Here is a 24,787-nt window from a genome sequence, read left to right on the forward strand (position 1 = left end):
GTGGTGCCGCCGATGGCGTCGCTGGCTGGTGCCGGCGATGCGGATCTGGTCGACATCGTGGCCGGGTGTGGGGCGGCGGCGGCGCGGGCCGAGGCGGTGAAGCTGGCCGCGATCGTGGAGTTCTGGGAGCGCCGCCAAANTCATGGGGCCGGTTATCCACAGGGGGCAGTTTTTCTTCTACCGAGGCTCTGCAGCCTCACTAAAATCGAACGTATGTACGATTCCGTGGTGCCGCCGATGGCGTCGCTGGCTGGTGCCGGGGATGCGGATCTGGTCGACATCGTGGCCGGGTGTGGGGCGGCGGCGGCGCGGGCCGAGGCGGTGAAGCTGGCCGCGATCGTGGAGTTCTGGGAGCGCCGCCAAACCCCGGCCCGGGCCCGCTGGGCCTGTGATGATTGGGACGCCGCGGCCGCGGAGATCGGGTGTGCGCTCAACATCAGCTCCGGGCGGGCCTCGGGGCAGATGACCCTGGGGTTGGCATTGCGGGACCGGTTCCCCCGGCTGGGCCGACTGTTGGCGGCCGGGCGGGTGCCGCTGTCCCTGGTGACGACGATCGTCTTCCGGGCCGCCTTGGTGGTCGATCCCGCGGTTCTGGCGAGGTTGGACAGGGTGTTCGTCGACGCCGCGCGGGAGTGGGGGCTGCTGTCGCAGAAGAAACTCGAGACCGCCATCGACGTGTGGATCGACAGATACGACCCGGATGCGGTGCGGCGGTTGCGCACCGGGATGGCGGGCCGNCGCGGGAGTGGGGGCTGCTGTCGCAGAAGAAACTCGAGACCGCCATCGACGTGTGGATCGACAGATACGACCCGGATGCGGTGCGGCGGTTGCGCACCGGGATGGCGGGCCGCTCGTTCACCCTCGGCAACCGCGATGACCGCACCGGCCTGACGAGCGCGTTCGGGAAGTTGGCCACCCCCGATGCGGCGGCGCTGGCGCATCGGCTGTCGGTGATGGTGCATTCGGTCTGCGAGAACGACCCCCGCACCCTGGATCAGCGCCGCGCTGATTCCCTGGGGGCGATGGCGGCGGGGTCGTTCGTGCTGTCCTGCCGCTGCGGTAATTCGGACTGCCCTTCCGGCCAGGTCGACGACGGCCGCGGGTCGAGCTTCACGATCACCGTCATCGCCGAGCCCAGCGCCCTGGACGCCACCGTCGACCCCCACCTGCACGGCGAACCCANCCAGGTCGACGACGGCCGCGGGTCGAGCTTCACGATCACCGTCATCGCCGAGCCCAGCGCCCTGGACGCCACCGTCGACCCCCACCTGCACGGCGAACCCACGCCCGAGCCCGCACCGGAAGCCGCCGAGCCAGAACCGGATTCACAACCAGCGCCGCACCCATCGCCCGAGCCAGCACGCCGCACCGCGGCGTTGATCCCCGGCTTCGGCAGTGCGGTCGTGCCCGCGCCGCTGCTGGCCGAGTTGATCGCCCACGGCGCCACCGTGCGCTTCCTCACCGACCCGGCCGCCCTGGGCGCCACCGCCGGCTACCGCCCCTGCGCTGCGCTGGAGCGGTTCGTCCGCGCCCGCGACCTGACCTGCCGCTTCCCCGGCTGCGACCGGCCCGCGGTGTTCGCCGACATCGACCACACCCAGCCCTACCCGCACGGCGCCACCCACGCCTCGAACACCAAATGCTATTGCCGCCAACATCATCTGGTGAAAACGTTCTGGGAAGGCTGGACCGACACCCATGCCGCCGACGGAGCGGTGCNCGGCCCGCGGTGTTCGCCGACATCGACCACACCCAGCCCTACCCGCACGGCGCCACCCACGCCTCGAACACCAAATGCTATTGCCGCCAACATCATCTGGTGAAAACGTTCTGGGAAGGCTGGACCGACACCCAGACCGCCGACGGGACCGTGCGGGTCACCACCCCCACCGGACACACCTACACCACGAAACCGTTCTCGTCGCTGCTGTTCCCGTCCTGGAACACCACCACCGGACCCCCACCACCATCGGGGACCACACCGCCGCGCCGCCCCGGGCGGTCCCTGATGATGCCCACCCGAGGGCGCACCCGCGCCCAGAACCGCGCCGCCCGCATCACCCGCGAACGCGAACTCAACGCCCTCCAACGCCAACACGACCGCAACGCCAAACCTCAACCGCAGCAACACAACACCGCCATCACTCCGGAACCCGACTGCGGCGACGATCCGCCGCCCTTCTAGGACTACGGGTACAGGTCGTGGTGCCGCCACCATTGATAAGGCGCCGTCTGGGGGTATCCCGGCGGCGAGTCCTCCCACGTCTCTTGGCGCCCCAGGGCGGTGATGTCGAGGAGGTTCCAGGTGTTGACGAACGCCTCGTCGCCGCGGTTGTTGACGAAGTAGGTGCGGAAGATCTCGTCGGTATCCGAACCCGGCCGGCGGATGAACGCGTTGGTGCCATGCCACTCGTCGACGCCGAAGTCGACGTCGAACATGCCGTCCTCGCTGGGAATCATGGTGTACCACGGGATGTTCCAGCCCATCGTCGCCTTGATTCGCGCGATGTCCGACTGCGGGCCGCGGGACACGTAGACCAGCGTGGTGTCTCGGGCGTTCAGATGCGACAGGTCGCCGATGTGGTCGGCCATCAGCGAACACCCCACGCAGCCGTGGTCCGGCCAGCCGCCGACCCCCGGATCCATGAACGCCCGGTACACGATCAACTGCCGACGCCCCGCGAACAGGTCGAGCAACGTGGCCTCGCCGTCGGGACCCTCGAATCGATAGGTCTTCTGCACCGGCGTCCACGGCATCCGTCGCCGCTTCGCCGCCAGTGCATCGCGGGCTCGCGTGAACTCCTTCTCCTCAACCAGCATGTCGGCCAACGCCGTCTCCCACTCCTGCGCCGGCACGATGCGGGGCTCCATCGGTTCTCCCTTCGTCAAAGTTCAACACAACCGTTGAACGTCGCGATCTTCAGGACACCACCCCGCGCCGCTATAGTCAACAAGATGGTTGAAGATTCGACGCTGGACCGGGCGTACGCCGCGCTCTCGGATCCGACCCGCCGGCGACTACTGGAGGCGCTGCGCGACGGCGATGCACGCATCACCGACCTGGCCGCGCCGCTGCCCATGAGCTTCGCCGGCGTCTCCCGCCACGTCGGCGTGCTCGAATCGGCCGGCCTGGTCCGCCGCGAGGTCCGCGGTCGCGAACACTGGCTGTCACTGCAACCCGACGGCCTGTCGTCCGCACGTCAATGGATCGACGAGCAGAGCGACTTCTGGTCCGCGCGCGCCGACGCCCTGTCCGAACGCCTCCGTCGTAAAGCCACGCCCCGATGACCGATCCCGTCGTGCGGGTGCGCCGCGTCCTGCCCGCCGTCCCCGAGGTGGTGTTCGACGAGTGGCTCGATCCCGAGGCCCTCGCCGAGTGGATGTGCCCACGGCCCTCGCGCTGCGTCGCCGTCACCGTCGAGGCGCACGTCGGCGGCCGCGTGCGCTTTGACGTCGACGACTCCGGCCGTCTCGTCCTGATCACCGGACAGTTCCTCGACATCGACCGCCCGCACCGGCTGCGCTTCACCTGGAGCCACTCCGGCTGGGCCGACCCGACCGCGACGAGCATCGTCGACGTGGCGTTCGAACCCCACGGCGCCGACGAGACGCTGATGTCGATCGAACACTCCCTGCTGCCCGCGGAGGGGTTCGCCGACCACGACCACGGCTGGGCGGTCACCGCGGACCAATTGGTGACGGTGCTGTCCCGGCGCTAGACGGCGCACCCGCCAACTGGCGAAAGTTTCACTCACCGTGAGCAAATGCGCGCGCGGGGAAATGCGCGGCGCCGCTGTGCGTTAGACAGGAAGGTGATGTCCGTGTCAGCCGTCGACGAGGTGCGGTTCGTGGCCGTCCACCAGGACGACCCGCTCGCCGCGCCGCTGATCGACGAACTCGCCGTCGAGTACGCCGAGCGCTACGGCGGCCTGCGTGACCGGGTGCATGCGTGGCTGCGCGGCTACCCGGCCGCCGAGTTCGAGCCGCCGGCCGGCGGTCTGCTGATCGGGCTCCTCGACGGACAACCCGTCACCGGCGGCGCCTTCCGCCGGTTCGACGCCGACACCGCCGAGCTGAAACGCATCTGGACCGACAGCCGGCACCGCCGTCGCGGCCTTGCCAAGACACTGGTCGCCCGCCTCGAAACCGAGATCGCCGCCCGCGGCTACCGCCGCGTGTACCTGACCACCGGCGACCGCCAACCCGAAGCCGAAGCGCTCTACCTGTCGATGGGCTACACCCGCCTCGACGAACCCCTGACCGCCGAGGGCGAGGTCTACCCCGTCGCGTTCCTGAAGGCACTGCCGTGAGCGTCCCGCTCTCCGTTCTCGACCTGTCGCCGATCCCCGAGGGCGCGGACGCCGCCGCCGCGCTGCGCAACACCGTCGACCTCGCTCGCCACGCCGAACAGTGGGGCTACCAACGCTTTTGGGTGGCCGAGCACCACTTCGTCGACGTCGCCGGATCTGCCCCCGCCGTGCTCATCGGCCAGATCGCCGCCGCCACCGAACGCATCAGGGTCGGGGCGGCCGCCGTCCAACTCGCACACACCACGGCCGTCGCGGTCGTCGAGACGTTCGGCATGCTCGACGCCTTCTACCCCGGACGCATCGACCTGGGCGTCGGCCGGTCGGGTCAGCGCCGGCGCGAGGCACTCCAGGCCGCGCCCCCGGCCCCGGAGCCGCACTCCTGGCGTGACGTCGACGGCGTCGTCGTCCCGCCACCCTTCGACGTCAGCGTGATGATGCGCAATCCCGTTCTGCGCGTGCGGATGTCGCAGCTCCAGCAACCCGAGGCCGTCGCGCCCGACTTCGGCGTGCAGGTCGAGGAGATCCTGGCGATGCTGCGCGGCGACCACCGCGTCGACGACATCCCGATCCAGCCCCGGCCCGGCACCGGCGCCGCCCTCACCCCGTGGGTGTTCGGCAGCAGCGCCGGAAGCAGCGCCCAGGTCGCCGGCGCCCACCGGCTGCCGTTCGTCGCGAGCTACCACATCACTCCGGCCACGGCGCTCGACGCCGTCGACGCCTACCGCGCCGCGTTCCGGCCGTCGGCCCACCTGTCCGAGCCGTACGTCGTGGTGTCCGCCGACGTCGTCGTCGCCGACGACAGCGCGTCGGCGGCCCACCTGGCGTCCAGCTACGGACACTGGGTGCACGCGATCCGGGCCGGCGACGGCGCCGTGCCCTACCCGGACCCCGACGGGGTCGCCCCGCTGTCCGAGGACCAGCGCGCCGTCGTCGCCGACCGCCTCGCCACCCAGTTCGTCGGCGACCCCGACGAGGTCGCGCACGGCCTCGACAGGCTGCAGCGCGCGACCGGTGCGGACGAACTCGTGATCACCTCGATGACCCACCGGCACTGCGACCGGCTCCGATCGCACCGTCTGCTCGCGCAGCGGTGGCGATAGGCTTGCCGATGTGTCGCAGGCGACCGTGGGATGGTTGATGCTGGCCGCTGCCGCATTGATCTTCGGCCTCGGCGGCCTGTCCCGCGTCTTCATCGGCCGCCGCCGCTACACCAAGGGCGTCCGCCGGCTCGTACACGCGTTCCGCCGCACCGGCATCGCCCGGGTGCTGTTCGGCCGCTTCGACGACGACGTGCTCAACGACGACGAACTCGACACGATGATCCTGATGCCCTCGATCGTCGTGGCCTGCGGGCTGGCCCTGACCGCGATCTTCCTGCTGGGCTACGACACCCTCGTCTGAGCCGCCCGGGCGGCCTCGGCCACCCGGCCACGCCAGAGCGGCCCGTGCCCGGGCAGCATCACCTCGGCCTCGACGGCCGCCAGGGTGTCCAGGCTGCGCCGGCACGCGTCCTCGTCGTTGTTGAAGATCGACGGCAGCAGCTGCGGCCCGGGCCGCGGTGCCACGGGATGGTCGGTGATCAACGCGTCCCCGCTGACGAGCACCCCGTCCACCAGATAGGAGCAGTGCCCGCCCGTGTGCCCCGGCGTGGCGATCGCCTGCGGCGCCCCGGGCAGCCCCGCGGCGACCTCGTCGGTCAGGGCCTGCGCGGTCGGGATGCCCTCGTGGGTGAGCGCGCCCTTGCGCGTGATCGCCAGCGACCATTTCAGGTACTTCGGCTGCCACGCGCGACCGATGATGTCGTGCGGGGAGGCCTGTTCGAGGTATTCGCGCCGAGAATGGCGCACCTCGGTGCCGTGGCAGTACACCGGGGTTCCGTGCGCCTGCGCGAACCAGATCGCCGTGCCCAGGTGGTCGATGTGCGCGTGGGTCAACAGGATCGCCCGCACGTCGGCCGGGCCGAAGCCCAGCCGGCCCAGCGACCAGAGCACGTCCTCGCGGCTGCCGGGGAAGCCGGCGTCGATCAGCGCCGGCCCGTTGTCGTCGGCGACGATCGTCCAGTTGACGAGATCGGTCTCGACGAAGTGGACGCGGTCGGTGACGGCCGTGACTACCGGTGGCATCAGGCGAGTGTAGAAACATAGGTATGGCTGAACTGAAACTGGGCTACAAGGCGTCGGCGGAGCAGTTCGCGCCCCGTGAACTCGTCGAACTGGCGGTGCTGGCCGAGGAACACGGCATGGACAGCGCGACGGTCAGCGACCACTTCCAGCCCTGGCGCCACGAGGGCGGGCACGCGCCGTTCTCGCTGGCGTGGATGACCGCGGTCGGCGAGCGCACCGAGCGGTTGGTGCTCGGCACCTCGGTGCTCACCCCGACGTTCCGCTACAACCCGGCCGTCATCGCGCAGGCCTTCGCGACGATGGGCTGCCTCTACCCCGACCGCATCTTCCTCGGCGTCGGCACCGGCGAGGCGCTCAACGAGATCGCCACCGGTTACGAGGGGGAGTGGCCGGAGTTCAAGGAGCGCTACGCGCGGTTGCGCGAATCGGTCCGGCTGATGCGCGAGCTGTGGCTCGGTGACCGCGTGGACTTCGACGGCGAGTACTACAAGACCAAGGGCGCCTCGATCTACGACGTGCCCGAGGGCGGCATCCCTATCTACATCGCCGCCGGCGGCCCGCAGGTCGCCAAGTACGCCGGTCGCGCCGGCGACGGCTTCATCTGCACCTCGGGCAAGGGCGAGGAGCTGTACAAGGACAAGCTGATCCCGGCGATGCGCGAAGGCGCCGAGGCGGCGGGCAAGAACCCCGACGACGTCGACCGCATGATCGAGATCAAGATCTCCTACGACACCGATCCCGAGCTCGCGCTGGAGAACACCCGGTTCTGGGCGCCGCTGTCGCTGACCGCGGAGCAGAAGCATTCGATCGACGATCCGATGGAGATGGAGAAGGCGGCCGACGAACTGCCCATCGAGCAGGTCGCCAAGCGCTGGATCGTCGCCTCCGATCCCGACGAGGCAGTCGAGAAGGTCAAAGACTACGTGGGCTGGGGGCTGAACCACCTGGTCTTCCACGCTCCCGGCCACGACCAGAAGCGCTTCCTCGAGCTGTTCCAGCGCGACCTCGAACCGCGGTTGCGGCGCCTGGCCTGACGCCCCCGATACCCGCGAGATGATCCGCATTCTCGCGACGGTGCTCGGCCTTCTCGGGCTCGCCGCCGCGCTGGTGGGCCTCGGTGTCCGTCATGTGCCGCTGACGGCGCAGCCGGTGCTGATCGTCGCCGCGGCCGCCCCCTATCTGGTGCTGGCGGCCCCGGTCGCGGCGGTGCTGCTGCTCCTCGGCCGGCGCTGGCTGCTGGTCCTGGTCGCGGTGGCGGTCACCGTCGCGGGGGTGCTGGTGTACCTGCCGCGCTACCAGGTTCCCGGCGCTGCCGAGGTCCGGTCGGTCGAGGTCCGGGTGCTGACCACCAATCTCGGTATGGGCCAGGCAAATTCGCAGGCGTTCGTGGCGCTGGCGCGCGACGCCGCAGACATCGTCGCGGTGCAGGAGATGACCCAGCAGGCCGCCGACGGGCTGTCGGAGGCGGGGATGGACGCGGCGTTCCCGTACCGGGTGATCGCGCCTGCGGCGCTGGCGTCGGGCATCGGGATCTGGAGCCGGCACCCGATCGTCAACTCCGGGCGCATCGACGGGTACGCCCTGCCGATGATCGGCACCCGGATCCGGATCCCCGGCGTCGTCGTGGACACCACGGTGCTCTCGGTGCATCTCGCCGCGCCGTGGCCTCAGCCGATGGATCATTGGCGGGCCGACATCGGGCGGCTGCCCGGCACGTTGGACGAGGTGGGCCGGGCGGCCGGAGCAGGTGCGGTGATCGTCGCCGGCGATTTCAACGCGACTGCCGACATGGCACCGTTCCGAGCGCTGCTCGACGGCGGCTACACCGACACCGTCGCCGGCGCGGGTCTTGCACGCACCTACCCGTCGCGTGGAATGTGGTTGCCGCTCATCGGGATCGATCACATCCTGGTCAAGAACGCCGACGCCGCCTCGGCGCGGACGGTGTCGGTGCCCGGCGCCGACCACCGCGGCCTGCTGGCCACCCTGCGGCTGCCGGTCGACATGACGGCGAGCTGACGCGACCAGATCAGCCGCCCGCCTGCCGGAGGGTCGCCGACGGCGGCGGCGCGGGCCTGCCGGTGGTCCGGTACACCCGGAACATCTCGTCGGGGGTGGGACCGTCGGCCGAGAGGGTGACGGCCGCGATGTCGGCGCCGTCGGCCCACAGCTCCGGATAGCGGCGATTGATCGCGTCGGGGACGTTGCGCTCGGGGTTGGTGGCGACGATGTAGCGGATCCCGAAGTCCCACGGGCGGTTCAGCGCGGCGACGAAGTCGTAGTCGCTGGTGATGACGAACTGCTTCGGACGCTCGGATGACAGCCAGATGCCCCACGTGAGGAACGTGTCCATTAGCACCGACCCCTCGGGCAGGTTCTTGGCGTCGAACCACTGCGCCAGCCGGCGCTCGCTGATCAACCGGCGCCGGGCCGGGTCCTCGCCCGGGGGATGGGCGAGCGGATCGACCAGCGAGACCAGGCCGGCCTCCAGCTGTCCGTAGGCGATGTCCTGATCGACGATCAACGGCGTGGTGACCGGGATCGCCACCACCATGGACGCCGTCACCAGGGTGGCGGCAACCGCCCGCGTCGCCGTCTGCGTCTGCCAGCAGGACAGCCCGACGCAGATCACCAGCGGGATGGCCAGCAGGTAGAACCGGAACCACCCGAACGTCATCGATTGATGTTGTGCCACAGCGGCGAAGGCCAGCGTGGCGCCGAACACGACGACCGGTACCAGCGGCACGGCGCGCCGTCGGGTGGCCGCGACCACCACGGCCGCGGCGATCGCCACCCCGGTCAGCGGCTGCATGCCGAACAGACGGGCCGCGACCACCGGCCACTGAGCCCCGGCGTCGCCGGTGCCGCGCGCCAACCGGCCGGCCACCTGACTGGCATTGCCGTACTGCGACGACAGCGTGGCGAAGAACTCGTCGTTGATGATCCAGCCGGTCACCGCCCACACGAAGAACGCGGTGACGACGGGGAACGCGACGATGACGACGTCGATCGCGGTGGCTGACCAGCGCACCTCGCGCGCGGAGCGCCGCCACGTCAGCACGGCGACCAACCCGACGGCGGCCGCGGCCGCCGGGATGACCTCGTAGCGGGCGAGATACCCGACGCCCAGGGCGATTCCGGCCCATGCGAGATCACCGACCCACCGCGTGGCGCACCATCGCATCAGGAAGCGCACGCACCACAGCAGGCAGAACATCTGCGCGGCCTCACTGAGCCCCGAGGCGCCGTAGAGGGCGATCATCGGGTGCAGCGCGAACGCGCCGACCGCGATCCGGCGCCACAGCGCCGGGACGGCGAGGTCGAACGCGATGCGCCGCACCATCAGCGCCGCACCCGACATGAACAGTGCGCTCTGCACGACGCCGGCCAACCCCGCGGACTTCAGTAGCGACAGCGCGGGCAGTTGACTCAGCCACACCAGCGGGATCTCGACCAGGCTGGGCAACGGATTCCACACGAATCCGATCGCCGACAGGTGCGGATCGCGCGACTGCAGCGCGAAGCCGGCGTTGGCGACCCGGTTGGGGGCGTCGGGCTCGAAGATGTTGTACCGCAACACCAGGACCGTGCCGAGGACGAAGTAGGCCAGGCTCAGCGACCAGAACAGCGCGACGCCGGGCCACCGCCGCGCCGGGTTCACGCGCGCCGGCGGATCAGCACCGTCGCCCCCGCGACCAGCGCTGCGGCGCCGACGGCGGCCACGCTGGCCCAGGCCCACCACCGCCACCCGTCGGACGGCGCCGGCTGGTGGGGCATCGAATCGCCCTCGTTCACCGACAGCGTCACCGTCTGTCCCGCGATCCCGGTCGCGACGACGTCCCCGGTCAACGAGCCCCACCGGCTGGGCAGGCCGCGCATGTGATCGAGGGTGGTGTCGACCAGGGACCAGTCCCCGGTGCCGGTCACCGCGAGCACCGCGCGTCCGCGGTCGGTGAACGCCTGCACCATGCCCAGGGGCGCATGCAGATCCACCAGCGTGTTGGCAGCACCCGCCGCGGTCCCGACGTCGACGGTGTCGCCGTCGGCGGGCAGCAGCGGTGGGCGCAGCCCGGCGTCGGCGAGCCCGCGCCCGCCACTGACGACGAGCACCCCGGTGCCCGATCCGGCCGCGTCCGAGAGGCGGGTGATGCGCGGACGCAACGTCACCTGGGTCTGCTGGGCGATGAGATTGATCGCGGCGGCGGCGAATCGGAGATGGTCGGGGCTGTCGATCGCGACGTCGAAGTCGGGCGTGAACGCCATCGGCAGCGCCGGGAACCCGCCGCGGTTACCCGCGCCGGGGGTCACCGTCACCGTGGACTGCGGATCGACGGAGAACGTGACCCGGTCGTTGAGCGGCGCGCACTCCTGGCGGGGGATGTACCGCAACTCCAGGGCGAGGCCGACGTTCGACGTGATGGCCTCGACGGGGATGTCGCCGGTGATGTCGAGCGTGCCCGACCCGTCCAGGCTGCGCGCCGCCAGCACCGTGGCGCCGGAGCGCAGCAGCAGCGAGCCCTCGCCGCCGGCGATCGGGGTGTAGTGGGCCTTGAGGTGGACGGTCGCGCCGCTGATCGGCCCGACCCCGAAGGCCGCGGCGTCGAAGCCGGTGTAGAGCGTCGTGGTGCCGGCCACCGACGTCTGGCCCGAGATACCGAGCTGGCCGAAGGTTTTCACCGTCGAGGTCAGGTCGGTGCCCTCGCGGGAGGACACCATCACCGCGGAATCGCTCTGTGCCAGCCCGATCCGGCGGTCGGTGAACAGCCCCGCCTGCGCGACGAGCTGCTCGCCGGTGCCGGTGATCGCCAGCACGGCCGCGGGTGTCCCGGCGTTCTCGACGGTGATGCCCGGGCGACCACCGTCACGGATGTCGATCACCCGCGTCGTCGGCGACACCGCCTGTGGCGGAGCAGCATCGTCGCTGACGTCGATGCGCACCGGCATCGGCCGGTACAGCTGGGTGAGCTTGGCGACCAGGTCGAGCGCGGCCTGCTGCTGGTGCTCGGTGGGGGTGCGGCCGACGCGGATCACGATGCGGTCGAGGTAACCGGGAAGGAAACCGGCCACGGTGACCGGATCCGGCGCCGGGCCGGAGAACGTCGTGGTCAGTCCGCTCAGAGTCAGGGCGGGCGGCTGCGTGCAGGTGGTGGCCGCCGGGCCGGCGTTGCGGACGACGAAGCTCAGCTTCGCGCGTCCGTCGGCGACCTGGGCCGCGGCGATGTCGACACCGAACGGCACACTGATCGCACCGGGCGGGATCGGGACCACGCCCAGCACCACGCCGCGGCCGTCCAGGATGTCCAGCCGCCCGTCGGTGACGTTCACGATCGAGCCGACCTCACCGGTCAGCATCGTCGGGAACACCCCGGCGGGCACCGGAATCGAGGTGTCGCTGGGCTGGTTCGCGCCGACGATGTCCATCCGGTCGGCGAGGCCCAACTGGGCCCAGCCGATCGCGGGGGAGACCGCGGGCCCGGCCACCGCCTCGACGTAGGGGTCCGCCGCGGCCGTTCCGGGCAGGACCGCGACGGAGGCGAACACCGCCAGGGCGGCGGCGAGGGTGCACAGTCGTCGTGTCATCGGGTGCCTTCCATGGGCTGGGGGGAGTCGAGAGGATGGCCGAGTCCGTGCACCGTCTTCTCCCAGAAGGAGGGGCGGAACACGAACTGGTAGAGCGCTTTCAGCGCGGCGACCGACTGCAGCACCCAGTACAGCGGGGTGAGCAGCGCGGCCCACCACAGGTGCGGCTTGCCGAGTGCCTGGGTGACGATGACGCCGGTGTACACCGACAGCGGCGAGCCGAGCAGGAACAGCGCCAGGCACACGTAGTAGGTCAGCGGCGGGAACAGCACCTCGATGAACGCCGGCCGGCCCAGTACCCAGACCAGCAGGGCGAACCAGAACGCGATGTTCAGCGCGCTGGTGAGCGGCACGCCGCCGGTCATGTTGATCAGTCGGAGCGTCGCCTTGGTGCCGATCTCGCGGCGCAGGCCCGCCGGGTCGCGCAGCGCGACCAGCATCGTCTGCAGGTAGCCCTTGTACCACCGGGACCGCTGCCTGATCCAGTTCACGACGTCGGAGTTGGCTTCCTCCAACGTGATCGAGTCGAGGATCAGCGTGCGGTAGCCGTGCCGCGCGAGCCGGACACCGAGGTCGGCGTCCTCGGTGACGTTGAACTCGTCCCAGCCGCCGATCTCCCGCCAGACCGAGACCCGCATGTGGTTCGACGTTCCGCCCAGCGGCACCACGCAGCGCGCCTGTTCCACCGCGGGCAGGACCACACCGAACCACTGGTCGTACTCGAGGGAGAAGAACCGCGTCAGCAGGTTCTGCCGTTCGTTGAAGTAGCCCAGACGTGCCTGCAGGCAACCGATGTCGGCGGGTAACCGACCGAACGCGGCCGCGGCGCGGCGCAGCTGCAGCGGATCCGGGATGTCCTCGGCGTCGTAGATCGTCAGGAGCTCACCGCGCAGATCGGGCAGCGACATGCCGTAGTTGCACGCCTTGGGTTTGGTCTTGGGCAGGCTGTGCGGGACGATCACCAGCCGGACCGACTGCAGGTCCGCGTCGAGCAGCGCTGTCTGGGTCGCGATGTCGTCTTCCTCGACCAGCAGCAGGATCTCGAGCTTGTCGGCCGGATAGTCGAGGCGGCCCACGCCGTTGATCAGGTTGGTGACGATCGAGGGCTCGTCGTAGACCGGCAGCAGCACCGTGTAGACGGGCAGGTCGTCGTCGCGCAGCGCCAACGCCTCCTCCGGCTCCACCCGGATCAGCGCCGAGGCGCGTAACCCCCGCAGCAGCAACAGGTTCCGGTCGACCGTCGACACCAGGTACAGCAGCGCCACCGCCGCGGTCACCGCGGGCGGCACCAGGCGGGGCCACACCGCGACCGCCGCCACAACGGGCAGCAGCGCCAGCCCCGACAGTGCGAGGGTCCGTCGGCTCAGCAGCGAGCGGGCCGACAGGTGCTCGGGGAGTTGCTCAGGCACGGGCCACCGCGGTGACCGTCTCGACCAGGGTGCTCGCGCGGGCGCGGACCAACTCGTCGACCTGACCGGTGTCGTCGGGCTGTTGGCGCGCCAGCCACAGTGCGGGCGCAAGGGACATCGCGGACACCGACAGCGGCGCGGGCGGTGGGGGTGGCGCCGCACCGGTCAGGGCCTGGCTGACGATGACGGTGACCTGCTGGTGAACCGTCGGCGTGTGCCACGTCCAGGTGATGGCGTACCACTGCCCGTCGGTCCCGGTGGTGGCGGCGTCGGCGTTGCTGTGGATGGTGCGGGCGCCGGTCGGGAGGCTGCTCGACGGGTCGGCGTTCCGGTAGGCGAGGGGGCGTGCCGAGGGGTACCAGACGGCGTCGGCGACGTCGCGGAGCGCGCCCGCGTTGTCGGTGGTGACCACGTCGACCGCCGCGGCGGGCAGTCCCTCGACCGGCGGTACGGAAAAGCGTTCCCACCGACTGCCGGGGCCGAGATAGCGGGTGATGAAATCGTAGGCGGTCGGCGCGCCCCACGCGGTGCGCTGGGTCCAGCCCCCATCGACGACCCCGACGACCCCGACGGCCTCGCCGGCCCGGCCGGCCGACGGCGCAGCGGTGAGCAGGAGGGCGGCCGCCGCGGCCACGAGCACCGCTGCCGAGAGCGGCGTCCGATCGGGAAGCGGGAACTCCTCCACCACAGTACTTTTCGACTGTATCCGGACGACGGTCGCCGTCGTGAGCACCGGCAGCACCCCGGCGACCAGCACGGTCGGCCAGAGGCCCGTCCAGGCCCACGCGATCGCCAGCCCGATCGCGAGACAGCCCAGCGTCGCGGCCAGTCGCACCCGCCACGTCACGGCGCGCGTCGAGAGCGCAACGGCGGATGCGCCCACCCCGGCCGCGACCGCGGTGACCGAGCGGTCGCTTCCGCCCAGGGCCGCCGTCGCCAGCAGCACGGGAAGGGGAGTGCTGAGGCACGACGCGAACAGCCACAGGGGCCACATGCGGACCACGTGCCGGACACCGAACAGCACGGTCAGCACGCAGGCGAACCACACGACGGTGCTCAGCAGCGGGAGGCGCCACAGGCCGGCCAGCGTGGGCAGCCGGTGCGCGAGGAGGTGGATCGCGATGAAGCCGCCCGCGCCGACCAGCGCCACCACGATCCAGTCCGATTCGGCGTCACCCACCCCGCGCGGCGGGGTGCGGTACGCGGCGGCGATCATCACCAGCAGCACGGGGACGACCAGCAGGTACGCACCGCGGGACCCCTGCGACGCGGCGTCCACGACGCCGGCGTAGAGGGGAGCCCAGCCCGCGGCGGTGAGCGCGACGGCCGCCGCCATCCGGAGCCGGAACGGGTGGCTCGACACCCACCTCAGCCGCTCGCCCAGTGCGCTCGCGGGCGCGGGGATCACCGCCGCGGTGCGCAGGTCGAGCACGGACATGGGGTCCCCCACTGTCAGAAAAATCCCGGATGGTGCAGAATCAGCGATTGGAGAGATGTTGCTAATTAACGCTTCTGTCACTGCGTTGTACGAAGTGAAGCAGTTTCAGCAAACTTTGACAACTTACTGCGGAGTAAATTCGCTCCGGGCGGTCCCGTAATGACCCGGACTGGCCATCGGCCGCGCGATGCGGCAGGCTCTCCAGTTGTGCCCGATGCGCCCCGATCAGCGATCTCCGCGATCTATGTCGCCTCGCCCGAGGGGGACACCGGAAAGTCGACGATCGCGCTGGGCATCCTGCACCGGCTCGCCGCGACCGTCGCCCGGGTCGGGGTGTTCCGGCCGATCACCCGCATCAGCGAGGGTCGCGACTACATCCTGGAACTCCTGCTGACCCACACCACCGCCGACCTGCCGTACGAGGAGTGCGTCGGCGTCAGCTACCAGCAGCTGCACGACGACCCCGAGGCGGCGCTGGCCGACATCGTCGACCGCTTCCACCACGTCGCGGACCGGTGCGACGCGGTGCTGATCGTCGGCAGCGACTACACCGACGTCGCCACCCCCAGTGAGCTCTCGATGAACGCCCGCATCGCGGCCAATCTCGGCGCGCCCGTCGTGCTCGCGGTCAAGGCCAAGGACCGCACGCCCGCGCAGGTCGAGCAGGTCGTCGCGCTCTGCATGGACGAGATCGCCGCGCAGCACGCGCACACCGCGGCCGTCGTGGTCAACCGGTGTGACCCGGCGCAGCTGGCCGACGTCGCCGCCGCGCTCGACGACCTCCCGCTGCGCAGTTATGTCCTTCCGGAGGAGCCGCTGCTCGTGGCGCCGTCGGTCGCCGAACTGCAGGCCGCCGTCGAGGGCACGGTGGTCCAGGGTGATCCGGCGCTGCTGGGACGGGAGGCCGAAGACGTGCTGGTGGCCGGCATGACCGCCGAGCACGTGCTGGAGCGGCTGACCGAAGGCGTCGCCGTCATCACCCCCGGCGACCGCTCCGACGTCGTGCTGGCCGTGCTCAGCGCCCATGCGGCAGAAGGCTTTCCGTCGCTGTCGTGCGCCATCCTCAACGGCGGGCTGCCGCTGCACCCCGCGATCGAAGCCCTGGTGACGGGTCTCGGACTGCGCCTTCCGATCCTGCAGACCCGCTTCGGCACGTTCGAGACCGCAAGCCGGGTGGCGGCCACGCGTGGCCGTATGACGGCGGACTCGCCACGCAAGGTCGACACCGCCCTGGCCCTGATGGACACCTACGTCGACACCGCGGATCTGTTGGCGCAGTTGGCGATTCCGATCCCGACGGTGATCACCCCGCAGATGTTCACCTACCAGCTGCTCGATCAGGCCCGGGCCGACCGCAAGCGGATCGTGCTGCCCGAGGGCGACGACGACCGCATCCTCAAGGCGGCCGGCCGGCTGCTCAAACGCAATGTCGCCGAGCTGACCATCCTCGGTGAGGAGCAGCAGGTGCGGGCCCGCGCCGCCGAACTGGGCGTGGACCTGTCCGACGCGGTGATCCTCGACCCCCAGCGCAGCGAGCTCTGTGATCGGTTCGCCGAGCAGTACGCCGAGATGCGCAAGCACAAGGGCGTCAGCGTCGAGCAGGCCCGCGAGACCATGCACGACGTCTCGTATTTCGGCACGATGCTGGTGCACAACGAGATGGTCGACGGCATGGTGTCGGGCGCACGGCACACCACCGCGCACACGGTGCGGCCCGCCTTCGAGATCATCAAGACGCTGCCGGACGTCAGCACGGTGTCGAGCATCTTCTTCATGTGCCTCGCCCACGAGGTGCTCGCCTACGGCGACTGTGCGATCGTCCCGGACCCCACCGCCGAGCAGCTCGCCGACATCGCGATCTCCTCGGCGCGCACCGCCGCGCAGTTCGGCATCGAACCGAGGGTCGCGATGCTGTCCTACTCCACGGGGACCTCCGGGACCGGCGCCGACGTCGACAAGGTCAGGAAGGCAACGGAACTGGTGCGCTCCCGCGAACCGGAGCTGCTGGTGGAGGGCCCGATCCAGTACGACGCCGCCGTGGAACCGTCGGTGGCGGCGACGAAGATGCCCGACTCGACCGTGGCGGGACACGCGACGGTGCTGATCTTCCCCGACCTCAACACCGGCAACAACACCTACAAGGCGGTGCAGCGCAGCGCGGGCGCGATCGCGATCGGGCCGGTGCTGCAGGGCTTGAACAAACCGGTCAACGACCTGTCGCGGGGGGCCCTGGTCGAAGACATCGTGAACACCGTGGCGATCACCGCCATCCAGGCGCAGGGACGCGAGCAGTGACCTCGTCGGTGCTGGTGCTCAACTCCGGCTCGTCCTCGGTGAAATACTCGGTGGTCGAACCGGATTCGGGTGCGACGGTGGCCGACGGGATCGTGGAGCGGATCGGCGACTCGGCCGATGTGCCCGATCACGGTGCCGCACTCGACGTCGTCTTCGCAGCACTCGCCGAGGACGGCCACCACCTCGACGCACTCGGTCTGGTGGCGGTCGGGCACCGGGTGGTGCACGGCGGCCCCGACCTGTACCGGCCGACCGCCGTCGACGATGATCTGATCGCGCGGCTGAAAGAGCTGGCGCCGCTGGCGCCGCTGCACAATCCTCCCGCGATCCTCGGGATCGAGGTGGCGCGCAAGGCCCTTCCCGACCTGCCGCACATCGCGGTGTTCGACACCGCGTTCTTCCATGACCTGCCCGCGGCCGCGGCCACCTACGCGATCGACAGCGAGATCGCCGAGCGCTGGCACATCCGGCGCTACGGATTCCACGGCACCTCCCACCAGTACGTCAGCGAGCAGGCCGCGGAGTTCCTCGGTGTGCCCGCCGCGTCGCTGCGCCAGATCGTGCTGCACCTGGGTAACGGCGCGTCGGCGTCGGCCATCGTCGGGGGCCGGCCGGTCGAGACGTCGATGGGGCTCACGCCGATGGAGGGACTCGTGATGGGGACCCGCTCCGGGGACGTGGACCCCGGCATCCTCACCTATCTGTTCCGTGAAGCCGGCATGAGCGTCGAGGACATCGAGACCATGCTGAACCGTCGCTCCGGGGTGCGCGGGCTCGGCGGCGAGATCGACTTCCGGGTGCTGCATCAGCGGATCGCCGCCGGCGAGGCGGCGGCACAGCTGGCCTACGACGTCTACATCCACCGCCTCCGCAAGTACATCGGTGCGTATCTGGCCGTGCTCGGCGGGGCCGACGTCATCACGTTCACCGCCGGTGTCGGCGAGAACGACGCACTGGTGCGCCGCGATGCGCTCTCGGGGCTGGGCGCGTTCGGGATCGAGATCGACGAGCATCTCAACGACAGCCCGGGCCGCGCAGCCCGGCGGATCTCCCCCGAGGGGGCGCCCACGACGGTGCTAGTGGTGCCCACCAACGAGGAGCTTGCGATCGCTCGGGCGTGTGCGGGTGTACTTGGCGGCGGCCACGGCGACCGGTAGTTCCCGCTTCGGATCGCAGATGCGCAGCAGCCGCCGCACATGCGAACCCGCCAGCAGCGACCACCGCACGCCCGCGCGGGTGCACACCACGTCGATGTTGGTCAGCGCCGCGAAACCGGATGCGGCGAAGAACTCCACGGTCTGAAGGTCGAGGATCAGCTTGCGGGAACCGCCGAGCCGCTTCTCGATGTAGCGGGCGAGCGCCATGGCGTTGGTCGCGTCGATCTCACCGTGGATCGTCACCAGCACGGTGTGCGGCGGCAGTTCGCACGCCGAGAACGTGGCGCGGTGGTGTTCTTCACGCAGCTCGAACGACGTCGGATCCGGGCGGAACACCCGCTGTGTGCTCATCGAGGCCTCCCTCAGCAAGGATGCCGTCAGGGGAAAGGAGCCCTAGGGTCTTAAAGCGTGGGGTAGACGATACTACGGAATCAGTACCTTGACCATGATCCGTTCATATTCGTACCGACAGGCCCTCACCAGCGCATCTGCGTCAATTTTGCCGCCGTCCGTGACGTCGCGGGAGGCGCGCCGAAAGGTATAGACACTTCGGCAACGAATTCCGTCGTTTGCTCAGAACGTCGACATCGGCCGCACGCTGTTGGCCAGGTCGACCAGCGCGTAGCGGTGCGCCTGCGTCGGCGCCACCCGGGCCAGGCTGCGCAGCGACGCCTCCACCCCGAGCTGCAGACCGTGCTCGGTGAACGGGAAACCGAGGATGTGGTTGGTGCTCGCGGTGTGGTCGGCGAGCCAGTCCATCGCGGTGCCGAGCACCAGGGCGCGGATCTGCAACACCCGGGGCTCGGTGTCGGGCAGGGCCTCCACCCGGCGGGCGGCGTCGCGGATGTGTGTCTCGGTGATCTCTCCGGTGGACCGGCCTGACAGCAATGTCACCGCGCTGGTCAGCCGGGCCGTCGTGAAATGCCGTGAGGTGGCCGGCACTTCGTCGAGCGTGCGGACCGCGGCGTCGCGCTCGCCTGCGGCGGACTGGGCGCGGGCCAGGCCGAAGCCCGCCGAGATCACGCCGTTGTCGGTGCCCCACACCGTCTTGTAGAACTTCTGCTCGTCCGCGCTACCGGCGAGCTCGGCCGTGGCGGCCAGGGCCAGTTTCGGCGCCAGTTCACCGGGCAGCGTGTCGAGCACCTCGGTGAAATACTTTGTCGCCGAATCATAGTCGGCGGTGAGCAGCGCGGCCACGGCGCGGAACCACACCAGCCGCCAGCGCCAGCCGACCCGTTCGGCGAGCTCGTCGAGCTTGCGGGTGGCCTTGGCGACGTCGCCGAGATCCAGCAGCGCGCGCACCTCCATCAGCGGCAGTTCGATCGACTGCGACAGGTCGATACCCTCGGAGTCCAGTGCCCCGTGCCGCGCTGCGCGTAACGAATCCAGCGTCTGCACAGGCTGACTCAGCACCGTCGCCGACAGGATGGTGGCGCCGACATCGGTGGGGTCGACCAGCGGAACCTGCAGGGCCTTCACGATCTCCTGCGCGGTCAGCTTCTCCGAGTGGACCTGACCGTCGAGGTAGACGTCGGTGTGAGCGACGAGCAGATCGACCCCGAACGTCGAGCGCGACCGGCTGAACGTCGTCGACAGGCCCGGCCGCGGCACTCCGGTGTCCTGCGCGACGACCTCGCGCAGCACGCCCATCAGCTGACTCGACATCTCCTCGGCGCTCTGGAAACGCCTCCGCGGATCGGGGTCGATCGCGCGGCGCAGCAGCCTGCCGAACGAGTCGTATTCGGTGAGCACCGGATCGTCTTCGGGCAGCCCGTCGACGTAACGGCCCCTGCGGGTGCGCATCCGCAGCGTCAGCGCGGCCAGTGTGCGGCCCACCGTGTAGATGTCGGTGGCGATGGTCGGACCGGTCCGCACGATCTCGGGAGCCTGGTAACCCGGTGTGCCGTAAAGGTATCCGAACGAGTTGATACGCGACACCGCGCCGAGGTCGATGAGCTTGAGCTGGTCCTCGGTCACCATGATGTTCTCGGGTTTGAGGTCGTTGTAGACCAGCCCGATGGAGTGCAGGTAGCCCAGCGCGGGCAGGATCTCGAGCATGAACCCGATGGCCTCGGCGACCGGCAGCCGGGTGCGTTCGGTGGACTTCAGGTGGGTGGCCTGCTTGAGCGAGGTGCCGCCGACGTACTCCATGACGATGTAGCCGACGGGATTGCCGTGCTTGTCCTCGTGCTCGACGAAGTTGTAGATCTTCACGATGCCGGGATGGGTGACCTGGGCCAGGAATTGGCGCTCGGCCATCGCGATCGCCTGCGCTTCGGCGTCCCCGGAATGCACCAGACCCTTCAGCACCACCGGCCGGTCGTTGACGTTCTTGTCGAACGCCAGATACACCCACCCCAGCCCGCCGTGGGCGATGCAGCCCTTGATCTCGTACTGGTCGGCGATGATGTCGCCGGACGACAACTGGGGCAGGAACGAGTAGGCGCTGCCGCAGTGCGGGCACCAGCCCTCCGACAGTGCCTTGCCGTCCGGCGACGAGCGGCCCACCGGGCGGCCGCAGTTCCAGCAGAACCGCTTCGACTCGGCGACCACCGGGTCGATCATCAACGCCGTCAACGGATCCCGGGTCGGCACCCGCGGGATCTCGACCAGGCCGCCGCCGAGCCGCCGCGTCGGCGACAGGGTGCGGGTCACCGTCGTCGTCTGATCCTGCGGCTCGGTGTCCCCCGAGTGGTACTGCGAGTCGCTGTCGTCGTCGTCGTCGAAATTGGGCCGGAACACCGCCTGGGTGGCCATCGGCCGCATCGTCGACATCGAGTCCATCCCGAGGTCGTCGAAGGACGCCGGCTGGGTTCCGGGATCGTCGACGGAGTCGGAGAGATCCGGGGTGTGGTCGTCGGTCATCAGTCCGAGTACCTCGCCACCGGTGGGGAGGGCGCCGGCCCGAGCACGGTCAACCACTTGCGGTACAGCGTGTTCCAGGTGCCGTCGCGGCGGATGCGTTCGAGCGTGCCGTTGACGAAGCGGACCAGGCCGGTGTTCTGCAGGTTCACCCCGATGCCGTAGGGCTCCTCGTTCATCGACGGGCCCACGATGTGCAGGTAGGGGTCCTGGGACACCAGCCCGGCCAGGATCGAGTCGTCGGTGCTGACCGCGTCGACCTGCCGTTGCTGCAGCGCCACCAGGCAATCCGCCCACGTCACCACGCCGACGATGATCGGCGGCGGGGTGATCTCCTGGATGCGCTGCAGCGACGTGGTGCCCTTGGCCACGCACACCCGCTTGCCCGACAGGTCCGACGACTGCCGGATCGTGGAGTCCCGCGGCGCCAGGATGCGCTGATCGGCGGTCAGGTACACCGTGGAGAAGTTGACCAGCTTCTTGCGCTCGCAGGTGATGGTCATCGTCTTGACCACGACGTCGACCTCGTTGTTGCGCAGCGCGGCGATGCGGTCGGCCGACGACAGGATCCGGTACTCCACCTGGGACGGGGTGCCGAAGATGTCGCGGGCGATCTCGCCGGCGATGTCCACGTCGAAGCCGGTGATCTCGCCGCTGATCGGGTCGCGGAAGCTGAACAGGTTGCTGCCGATGTCGAGCCCGACGATCAGCCGGCCGCGAGCCTTGATGTTCGCGACCGCGGCGTCGGCCTCGGCCTTCGTGCCGAACGGCCGCAGGCTCGCGGTGCGGTCGCAGTCATCGTCGAGCGTGGCCGGGGCCTGGGCCGGACCGGGCGGCAGCTCGCCCATCCCCGAGGGCGACGGTGGGGCCAGCGTGACGGTCGGGGTGGGCACCCCCGACGCGGTCTGCCCGCAGCCGGCCAACAGCCCGGCCGCCAGCAGTGCCCCCGCCGCCCGTCGCATCGCTCGCTTCGTCATGGCGTCACCGGTACTCACTGAGCCGCGGCCAGATGCCCAGCGCCACCGCGATCGCCGCCATCACCGACAGCGCGGCGGCGCCGACGGTGGCGCCGGAGAGCACGCGGCGGGCGTTGACGATCTCGTTGCGCAGCTGGGCGCGGCTCTGCTCGATGCCGTTGGTCAGCGCCTCGTCCAGCTTGTCGAAGGCCGGGGTCGCGTCGTCCTCCCCGACGCCGAGCGCCACCTGCGTCGCGGCCTGGTAGTTGCCGACCGCGATGTAGGCGGTGATGCGGTCATCGGCGGCCCGCCACCGGTTGAGCAGCCCGTCGGCGTCGGCCAGGCCGGTCTTGTCGATCGAGTTGTCGTTGGCCAGATAGCGGTTCAGCTGCTGCTGCATCTGATCGATGCGCTGGTAGTAGGACTGCTTGCGGACGTTCTCGTCGCCGCGCCGGATCAGCGACAGCGTCTCGTCGGCGCGGGCCTGCTGCGCGGTGATCGCCAGCGTGGTCACCGTCTTGAGGGATTCGGCCGCGGTCTCCTTGGCGCTGCGGCTGTCGGTGGTCGAGATGATCAGCGCCGTACCCACCCAGATCAGCATGATCAGCACGGCCAGGCCGCCGGCGACGAAGCCGATGTTGACCCGCCGCCGGGTGCGTTTGGCCAGCCACCGGTTGGCGAACGCGCCGAACAGCAGCGTGCTCAACACGATCAGGATCACCGGCCCGGGGATCCGCGTCGAGGCGGTGGTCTCGGCGTCGACGCCGGCCGAGGTCTGCTCGTAGAGGCGTTGGGCGTCGGGCAGGATCTGCTGCTGCATCAGCGACGACGCCTCGGACAGGTACGACGAGCCGACCGGGTTGCCGGCGCGGTTGTTGGTCCGCGCCGTCTCCACGAGCCCGGTGTAGACGGCCAGCCGGGCGTTGATCCGGCCGAGCAGCTGCACCAGCGGCTCGTCGGTGAGCCCGCTGGACGCCCGAGTGACGGCCACCGCCGCGTCGGTGATCGCCTGCTCGTAGCGCTGCCGGACCGGGCGGGGTTCGGCGCCGGCGATGAACGCGGTCGCGGCGGCGGCGTCGGCCACCGACAGCGTGGTGTAGAGCTGACCGGCGGCGAAGGCCAGCGGCTCGGTGCGGTTGAGCACGGTGGTCAGCGCCTGCTGGCGGTCGTTGATCGTCGTCGACGTGGCGAACGCGCTGGCGATCACCAGGGCGGCCAGCACCAGCCCGATCGTCAGGATCCGGCCGGGGGTCGTCCACAGGAACCACCACCGGGGATGCGCCGTGGCCGTCGGCGACCGCGACGCAAGAGGCTCCGTCGAGGGGTGCGCCAACTCCACAGTCACGTTTGCGCGGACCTCATCCCGGTCTCGTTCTCTTCGGCGGTCATGTCGACTGGCCCAACTCTAACTGCGCCAAATCTCTGAGGGAATTCTAAGAGCTCCTCGTCCGGAGTGTGGGGATTCCCGGCTGCGACTCGCCCGATATCGAGATCCGTTCCCTAAGCTGGACGCGTGCGCGGCGACGGTGACGGCTGGGTGGTATCGGCCGACGGGGCAGCCTACTGGGGTAGGCACGGCGCCGCCGGACTGTTGCTGAGAGCTCCGCGTTCGGACGGCTCGCTGGCCGTGCTGCTGCAGCACCGGGCGCCGTGGAGTCACCAGGGCGGGACGTGGGGTCTGCCGGGCGGCGCCCGCGACAGCCACGAGACCCCGGAGCAGGCGGCGGTGCGCGAGGCCCACGAAGAGGCGGGCCTGCAGGCCCACCGGCTGGTCGTGCGGACCACCGTGGTCACCGCCGAGGTGAGCGGCTGGAGCTACACCACCGTGATCGCCGACGCCGAGCACCTCCTCGAGACGGTGCCGAACCGGGAGAGCGCGGAGCTGCGGTGGGTGCCCGAGGACGAGGTCGCCGAACTGCCACTGCATCCGGGGTTCGCCGCGAGCTGGGCGCGGCTGCGCGAGGTCGCCGCGGCCATCCCGCCGCTGGTCAACGGGCAGAGCTGAGGATCTTCTTCAACTCCGCGGCAGCGGCCGTCGGGTCGTCGGCCGCGGTGATCGCGCGCACCACGACCGCACGGCGTGCGCCGGCCGCGACGACCTCGGGGAGCCGGTCCGCGTCGATGCCCCCGATCGCGAACCAGGGCTTGGCCGGCGCGAGAGCGGCGGTCGCGCGGACCAGGTCGAGCCCCGGTGCCGCCCGGCCGGGTTTGGTCGGCGTGGGCCAGCACGGACCGACGCAGAAGTAGTCCGGCCCGCCGTCCTCGGCGATCGCGGCGCGCACCTGATCGATGTCGTGGGTGGACCGCCCCACGACGCCGGTGAAGATCTCCCGGGCGACGGGCAGCGGCAGGTCGCCCTGGCCGAGGTGCAGCACGTCGGCGCCCGCGGCGCGCGCGATGTCGGCGCGATCGTTGACGGCGATCAGCGCGTCATGGCGGCGGGCGGCGTCGGTGAGCACCTCCAGCGCGGCGAGCTCAGCCCCGGCTTCCAGCGGACCGAACTCCCGCTCACCGGCCGAGCCCTTGTCCCGCAGCTGGATGACGTCGACGCCGCCGGCCAGCGCGGCGTCGACGAACTCGGCCAGGTCGCCGCGCTCCCGGCGGGCGTCGGTGCACAGGTACAGCAGGGCGTCACGCACACCGCGAACGGTAGCGCG

The 24,787-nt window shown here is 70.3% G+C and carries 23 protein-coding genes; 12 read left to right on the top strand and 11 right to left on the bottom strand.

All coding sequences use genetic code 11. The features are described from left to right. Positions 1-237: 237 nt before the first annotated feature. Positions 238-737: DUF222 domain-containing protein (locus MCHLDSM_RS40395; protein ID WP_412178253.1), on the top strand; the 500-nt coding region annotated here is incomplete at its 3' end. Positions 738-788: 51 nt separating this feature from the next. Further along, positions 789-1,182: DUF222 domain-containing protein (locus MCHLDSM_RS40400; protein WP_412178254.1), on the top strand; the 394-nt coding region annotated here is incomplete at its 3' end. A gap of 1,005 nt (positions 1,183-2,187) precedes the next feature. On the opposite strand, the gene MCHLDSM_RS12665 is transcribed toward MCHLDSM_RS40400, so the two are convergent. Then, positions 2,188-2,871, bottom strand: coding sequence for a DUF899 domain-containing protein (locus MCHLDSM_RS12665; RefSeq protein ID WP_048470400.1), 684 nt, complete (start codon positions 2,869-2,871; stop codon positions 2,188-2,190). A gap of 84 nt (positions 2,872-2,955) precedes the next feature. On the opposite strand from MCHLDSM_RS12665, the gene MCHLDSM_RS12670 reads away from it, so the two are divergent. The 5 genes from MCHLDSM_RS12670 to MCHLDSM_RS12690 all read left to right on the top strand — a co-directional run bounded on the left by MCHLDSM_RS12670 (position 2,956) and on the right by MCHLDSM_RS12690 (position 5,711). After that, positions 2,956-3,288 carry an ArsR/SmtB family transcription factor gene (locus tag MCHLDSM_RS12670; RefSeq protein WP_048470672.1) on the top strand — a complete coding sequence of 111 codons (333 nt, stop codon included), beginning with the start codon at positions 2,956-2,958 and terminating at the stop codon, positions 3,286-3,288. Next, on the top strand, positions 3,285-3,719 hold the full coding sequence (locus MCHLDSM_RS12675; RefSeq protein WP_048470401.1) for an SRPBCC family protein: 435 nt from the start codon (positions 3,285-3,287) through the stop codon (positions 3,717-3,719). Before MCHLDSM_RS12670 ends, MCHLDSM_RS12675 begins: the two co-directional genes overlap by 4 nt. A 96-nt stretch (positions 3,720-3,815) precedes the next feature. Next, positions 3,816-4,310 (top strand): GNAT family N-acetyltransferase, encoded by a 495-nt coding sequence (locus tag MCHLDSM_RS12680; protein ID WP_048470402.1) that lies wholly within the window; start codon positions 3,816-3,818, stop codon positions 4,308-4,310. Further along, a complete protein-coding gene (locus MCHLDSM_RS12685) occupies positions 4,307-5,410 on the top strand; it encodes an LLM class flavin-dependent oxidoreductase (protein ID WP_048470403.1) in 1,104 nt (367 codons plus the stop codon). The genes MCHLDSM_RS12680 and MCHLDSM_RS12685 overlap by 4 nt, the downstream gene beginning before the upstream one ends. A 37-nt stretch (positions 5,411-5,447) precedes the next feature. Further along, on the top strand, positions 5,448-5,711 hold the full coding sequence (locus MCHLDSM_RS12690) for a hypothetical protein (RefSeq protein WP_048470673.1): 264 nt from the start codon (positions 5,448-5,450) through the stop codon (positions 5,709-5,711). Here MCHLDSM_RS12690 and MCHLDSM_RS12695 read toward each other — a convergent pair. After that, positions 5,693-6,433 (bottom strand): MBL fold metallo-hydrolase, encoded by a 741-nt coding sequence (locus tag MCHLDSM_RS12695; protein ID WP_048470404.1) that lies wholly within the window; start codon positions 6,431-6,433, stop codon positions 5,693-5,695. The genes MCHLDSM_RS12690 and MCHLDSM_RS12695 overlap by 19 nt on opposite strands. Positions 6,434-6,456: 23 nt before the next feature. Here MCHLDSM_RS12695 and fgd point away from each other — a divergent pair, with 23 nt between their 5' ends. After that, positions 6,457-7,467: a glucose-6-phosphate dehydrogenase (coenzyme-F420) gene (fgd, locus tag MCHLDSM_RS12700; RefSeq protein WP_048470405.1), complete on the top strand. Its 1,011-nt coding sequence runs from the start codon at positions 6,457-6,459 to the stop codon at positions 7,465-7,467. A 19-nt stretch (positions 7,468-7,486) separates the two neighbouring features. Further along, positions 7,487-8,452 (top strand): endonuclease/exonuclease/phosphatase family protein, encoded by a 966-nt coding sequence (locus MCHLDSM_RS12705; RefSeq protein WP_048470406.1) that lies wholly within the window; start codon positions 7,487-7,489, stop codon positions 8,450-8,452. Positions 8,453-8,462: 10 nt separating this feature from the next. Here MCHLDSM_RS12705 and MCHLDSM_RS12710 read toward each other — a convergent pair whose 3' ends face one another. The 4 genes from MCHLDSM_RS12710 to MCHLDSM_RS12725 are packed head-to-tail and all read right to left on the bottom strand — an operon-like array spanning position 8,463 to position 14,860. Further along, positions 8,463-10,094, bottom strand: a complete 1,632-nt coding sequence (locus MCHLDSM_RS12710) for a glycosyltransferase family protein (protein ID WP_082168872.1) — start codon at positions 10,092-10,094, stop codon at positions 8,463-8,465. After that, positions 10,091-12,013, bottom strand: coding sequence for a hypothetical protein (locus tag MCHLDSM_RS12715; RefSeq protein WP_048470407.1), 1,923 nt, complete (start codon positions 12,011-12,013; stop codon positions 10,091-10,093). The genes MCHLDSM_RS12710 and MCHLDSM_RS12715 overlap by 4 nt, the downstream gene beginning before the upstream one ends. After that, positions 12,010-13,422: a glycosyltransferase family 2 protein gene (locus tag MCHLDSM_RS12720; RefSeq protein ID WP_048470408.1), complete on the bottom strand. Its 1,413-nt coding sequence runs from the start codon at positions 13,420-13,422 to the stop codon at positions 12,010-12,012. Before MCHLDSM_RS12720 ends, MCHLDSM_RS12715 begins: the two co-directional genes overlap by 4 nt. Then, the gene (locus MCHLDSM_RS12725; RefSeq protein WP_053082972.1) at positions 13,415-14,860 is read right to left on the bottom strand and encodes a hypothetical protein; all 1,446 of its coding nucleotides are present in this window, start codon (positions 14,858-14,860) and stop codon (positions 13,415-13,417) included. The genes MCHLDSM_RS12720 and MCHLDSM_RS12725 overlap by 8 nt, the downstream gene beginning before the upstream one ends. A gap of 207 nt (positions 14,861-15,067) precedes the next feature. Here MCHLDSM_RS12725 and pta point away from each other — a divergent pair, with 207 nt between their 5' ends. Further along, positions 15,068-17,155, top strand: coding sequence for a phosphate acetyltransferase (gene pta, locus MCHLDSM_RS12730; protein ID WP_234713965.1), 2,088 nt, complete (start codon positions 15,068-15,070; stop codon positions 17,153-17,155). After that, positions 17,152-18,312, top strand: a complete 1,161-nt coding sequence (locus tag MCHLDSM_RS12735) for an acetate kinase (RefSeq protein WP_048470410.1) — start codon at positions 17,152-17,154, stop codon at positions 18,310-18,312. The genes pta and MCHLDSM_RS12735 overlap by 4 nt, the downstream gene beginning before the upstream one ends. Here MCHLDSM_RS12735 and MCHLDSM_RS12740 read toward each other — a convergent pair. From MCHLDSM_RS12740 to glnX, 4 genes are all read right to left on the bottom strand, one after another. After that, a complete protein-coding gene (locus tag MCHLDSM_RS12740) occupies positions 18,232-18,663 on the bottom strand; it encodes an STAS domain-containing protein (protein ID WP_048470411.1) in 432 nt (143 codons plus the stop codon). The genes MCHLDSM_RS12735 and MCHLDSM_RS12740 overlap by 81 nt on opposite strands. Before the next feature lie 222 nt (positions 18,664-18,885). Continuing rightward, positions 18,886-21,177 carry a serine/threonine-protein kinase PknG gene (locus MCHLDSM_RS12745; RefSeq protein ID WP_048470676.1) on the bottom strand — a complete coding sequence of 764 codons (2,292 nt, stop codon included), beginning with the start codon at positions 21,175-21,177 and terminating at the stop codon, positions 18,886-18,888. Next, positions 21,177-22,151, bottom strand: coding sequence for a glutamate ABC transporter substrate-binding protein (locus MCHLDSM_RS12750; protein WP_109788810.1), 975 nt, complete (start codon positions 22,149-22,151; stop codon positions 21,177-21,179). The genes MCHLDSM_RS12745 and MCHLDSM_RS12750 overlap by 1 nt, the downstream gene beginning before the upstream one ends. A 4-nt stretch (positions 22,152-22,155) precedes the next feature. Next, positions 22,156-23,475 carry a protein kinase G-activating protein GlnX gene (glnX, locus tag MCHLDSM_RS12755; protein ID WP_048470413.1) on the bottom strand — a complete coding sequence of 440 codons (1,320 nt, stop codon included), beginning with the start codon at positions 23,473-23,475 and terminating at the stop codon, positions 22,156-22,158. A 168-nt stretch (positions 23,476-23,643) separates the two neighbouring features. On the opposite strand from glnX, the gene MCHLDSM_RS12760 reads away from it, so the two are divergent. After that, on the top strand, positions 23,644-24,135 hold the full coding sequence (locus tag MCHLDSM_RS12760) for an NUDIX hydrolase (protein ID WP_043404642.1): 492 nt from the start codon (positions 23,644-23,646) through the stop codon (positions 24,133-24,135). Here the strand turns inward: MCHLDSM_RS12760 and thiE are convergent. Beyond that, positions 24,119-24,769, bottom strand: coding sequence for a thiamine phosphate synthase (thiE, locus tag MCHLDSM_RS12765; protein ID WP_048470414.1), 651 nt, complete (start codon positions 24,767-24,769; stop codon positions 24,119-24,121). The two genes, MCHLDSM_RS12760 and thiE, sit on opposite strands and share 17 nt — an antisense overlap. Between the last annotated feature and the right edge of the window lie 18 nt (positions 24,770-24,787).

It is taken from the genome of Mycolicibacterium chlorophenolicum (assembly GCF_001044235.1).
In the GTDB taxonomy this organism is placed as follows: Bacteria; Actinomycetota; Actinomycetes; order Mycobacteriales; family Mycobacteriaceae; genus Mycobacterium; species Mycobacterium chlorophenolicum.

Bases quoted from the DNA above. Each gene is read 5' to 3' on its own strand.
- fgd (WP_048470405.1), top strand. From the start codon at position 6,457: ATGGCTGAACTGAAACTGGGCTACAAGGCGTCGGCGGAGCAGTTCGCG.
- MCHLDSM_RS12680 (WP_048470402.1), top strand. From the start codon at position 3,816: ATGTCCGTGTCAGCCGTCGACGAGGTGCGGTTCGTGGCCGTCCACCAG.
- MCHLDSM_RS12750 (WP_109788810.1), bottom strand. From the start codon at position 22,151: ATGACGAAGCGAGCGATGCGACGGGCGGCGGGGGCACTGCTGGCGGCC.
- MCHLDSM_RS12695 (WP_048470404.1), bottom strand. From the start codon at position 6,433: ATGCCACCGGTAGTCACGGCCGTCACCGACCGCGTCCACTTCGTCGAG.
- MCHLDSM_RS12745 (WP_048470676.1), bottom strand. From the start codon at position 21,177: ATGACCGACGACCACACCCCGGATCTCTCCGACTCCGTCGACGATCCC.
- MCHLDSM_RS12675 (WP_048470401.1), top strand. From the start codon at position 3,285: ATGACCGATCCCGTCGTGCGGGTGCGCCGCGTCCTGCCCGCCGTCCCC.
- MCHLDSM_RS12705 (WP_048470406.1), top strand. From the start codon at position 7,487: ATGATCCGCATTCTCGCGACGGTGCTCGGCCTTCTCGGGCTCGCCGCC.
- MCHLDSM_RS12665 (WP_048470400.1), bottom strand. From the start codon at position 2,871: ATGGAGCCCCGCATCGTGCCGGCGCAGGAGTGGGAGACGGCGTTGGCC.
- MCHLDSM_RS12670 (WP_048470672.1), top strand. From the start codon at position 2,956: ATGGTTGAAGATTCGACGCTGGACCGGGCGTACGCCGCGCTCTCGGAT.
- MCHLDSM_RS12725 (WP_053082972.1), bottom strand. From the start codon at position 14,860: ATGTCCGTGCTCGACCTGCGCACCGCGGCGGTGATCCCCGCGCCCGCG.
- MCHLDSM_RS12715 (WP_048470407.1), bottom strand. From the start codon at position 12,013: ATGACACGACGACTGTGCACCCTCGCCGCCGCCCTGGCGGTGTTCGCC.
- MCHLDSM_RS12690 (WP_048470673.1), top strand. From the start codon at position 5,448: ATGCTGGCCGCTGCCGCATTGATCTTCGGCCTCGGCGGCCTGTCCCGC.
- MCHLDSM_RS12740 (WP_048470411.1), bottom strand. From the start codon at position 18,663: ATGAGCACACAGCGGGTGTTCCGCCCGGATCCGACGTCGTTCGAGCTG.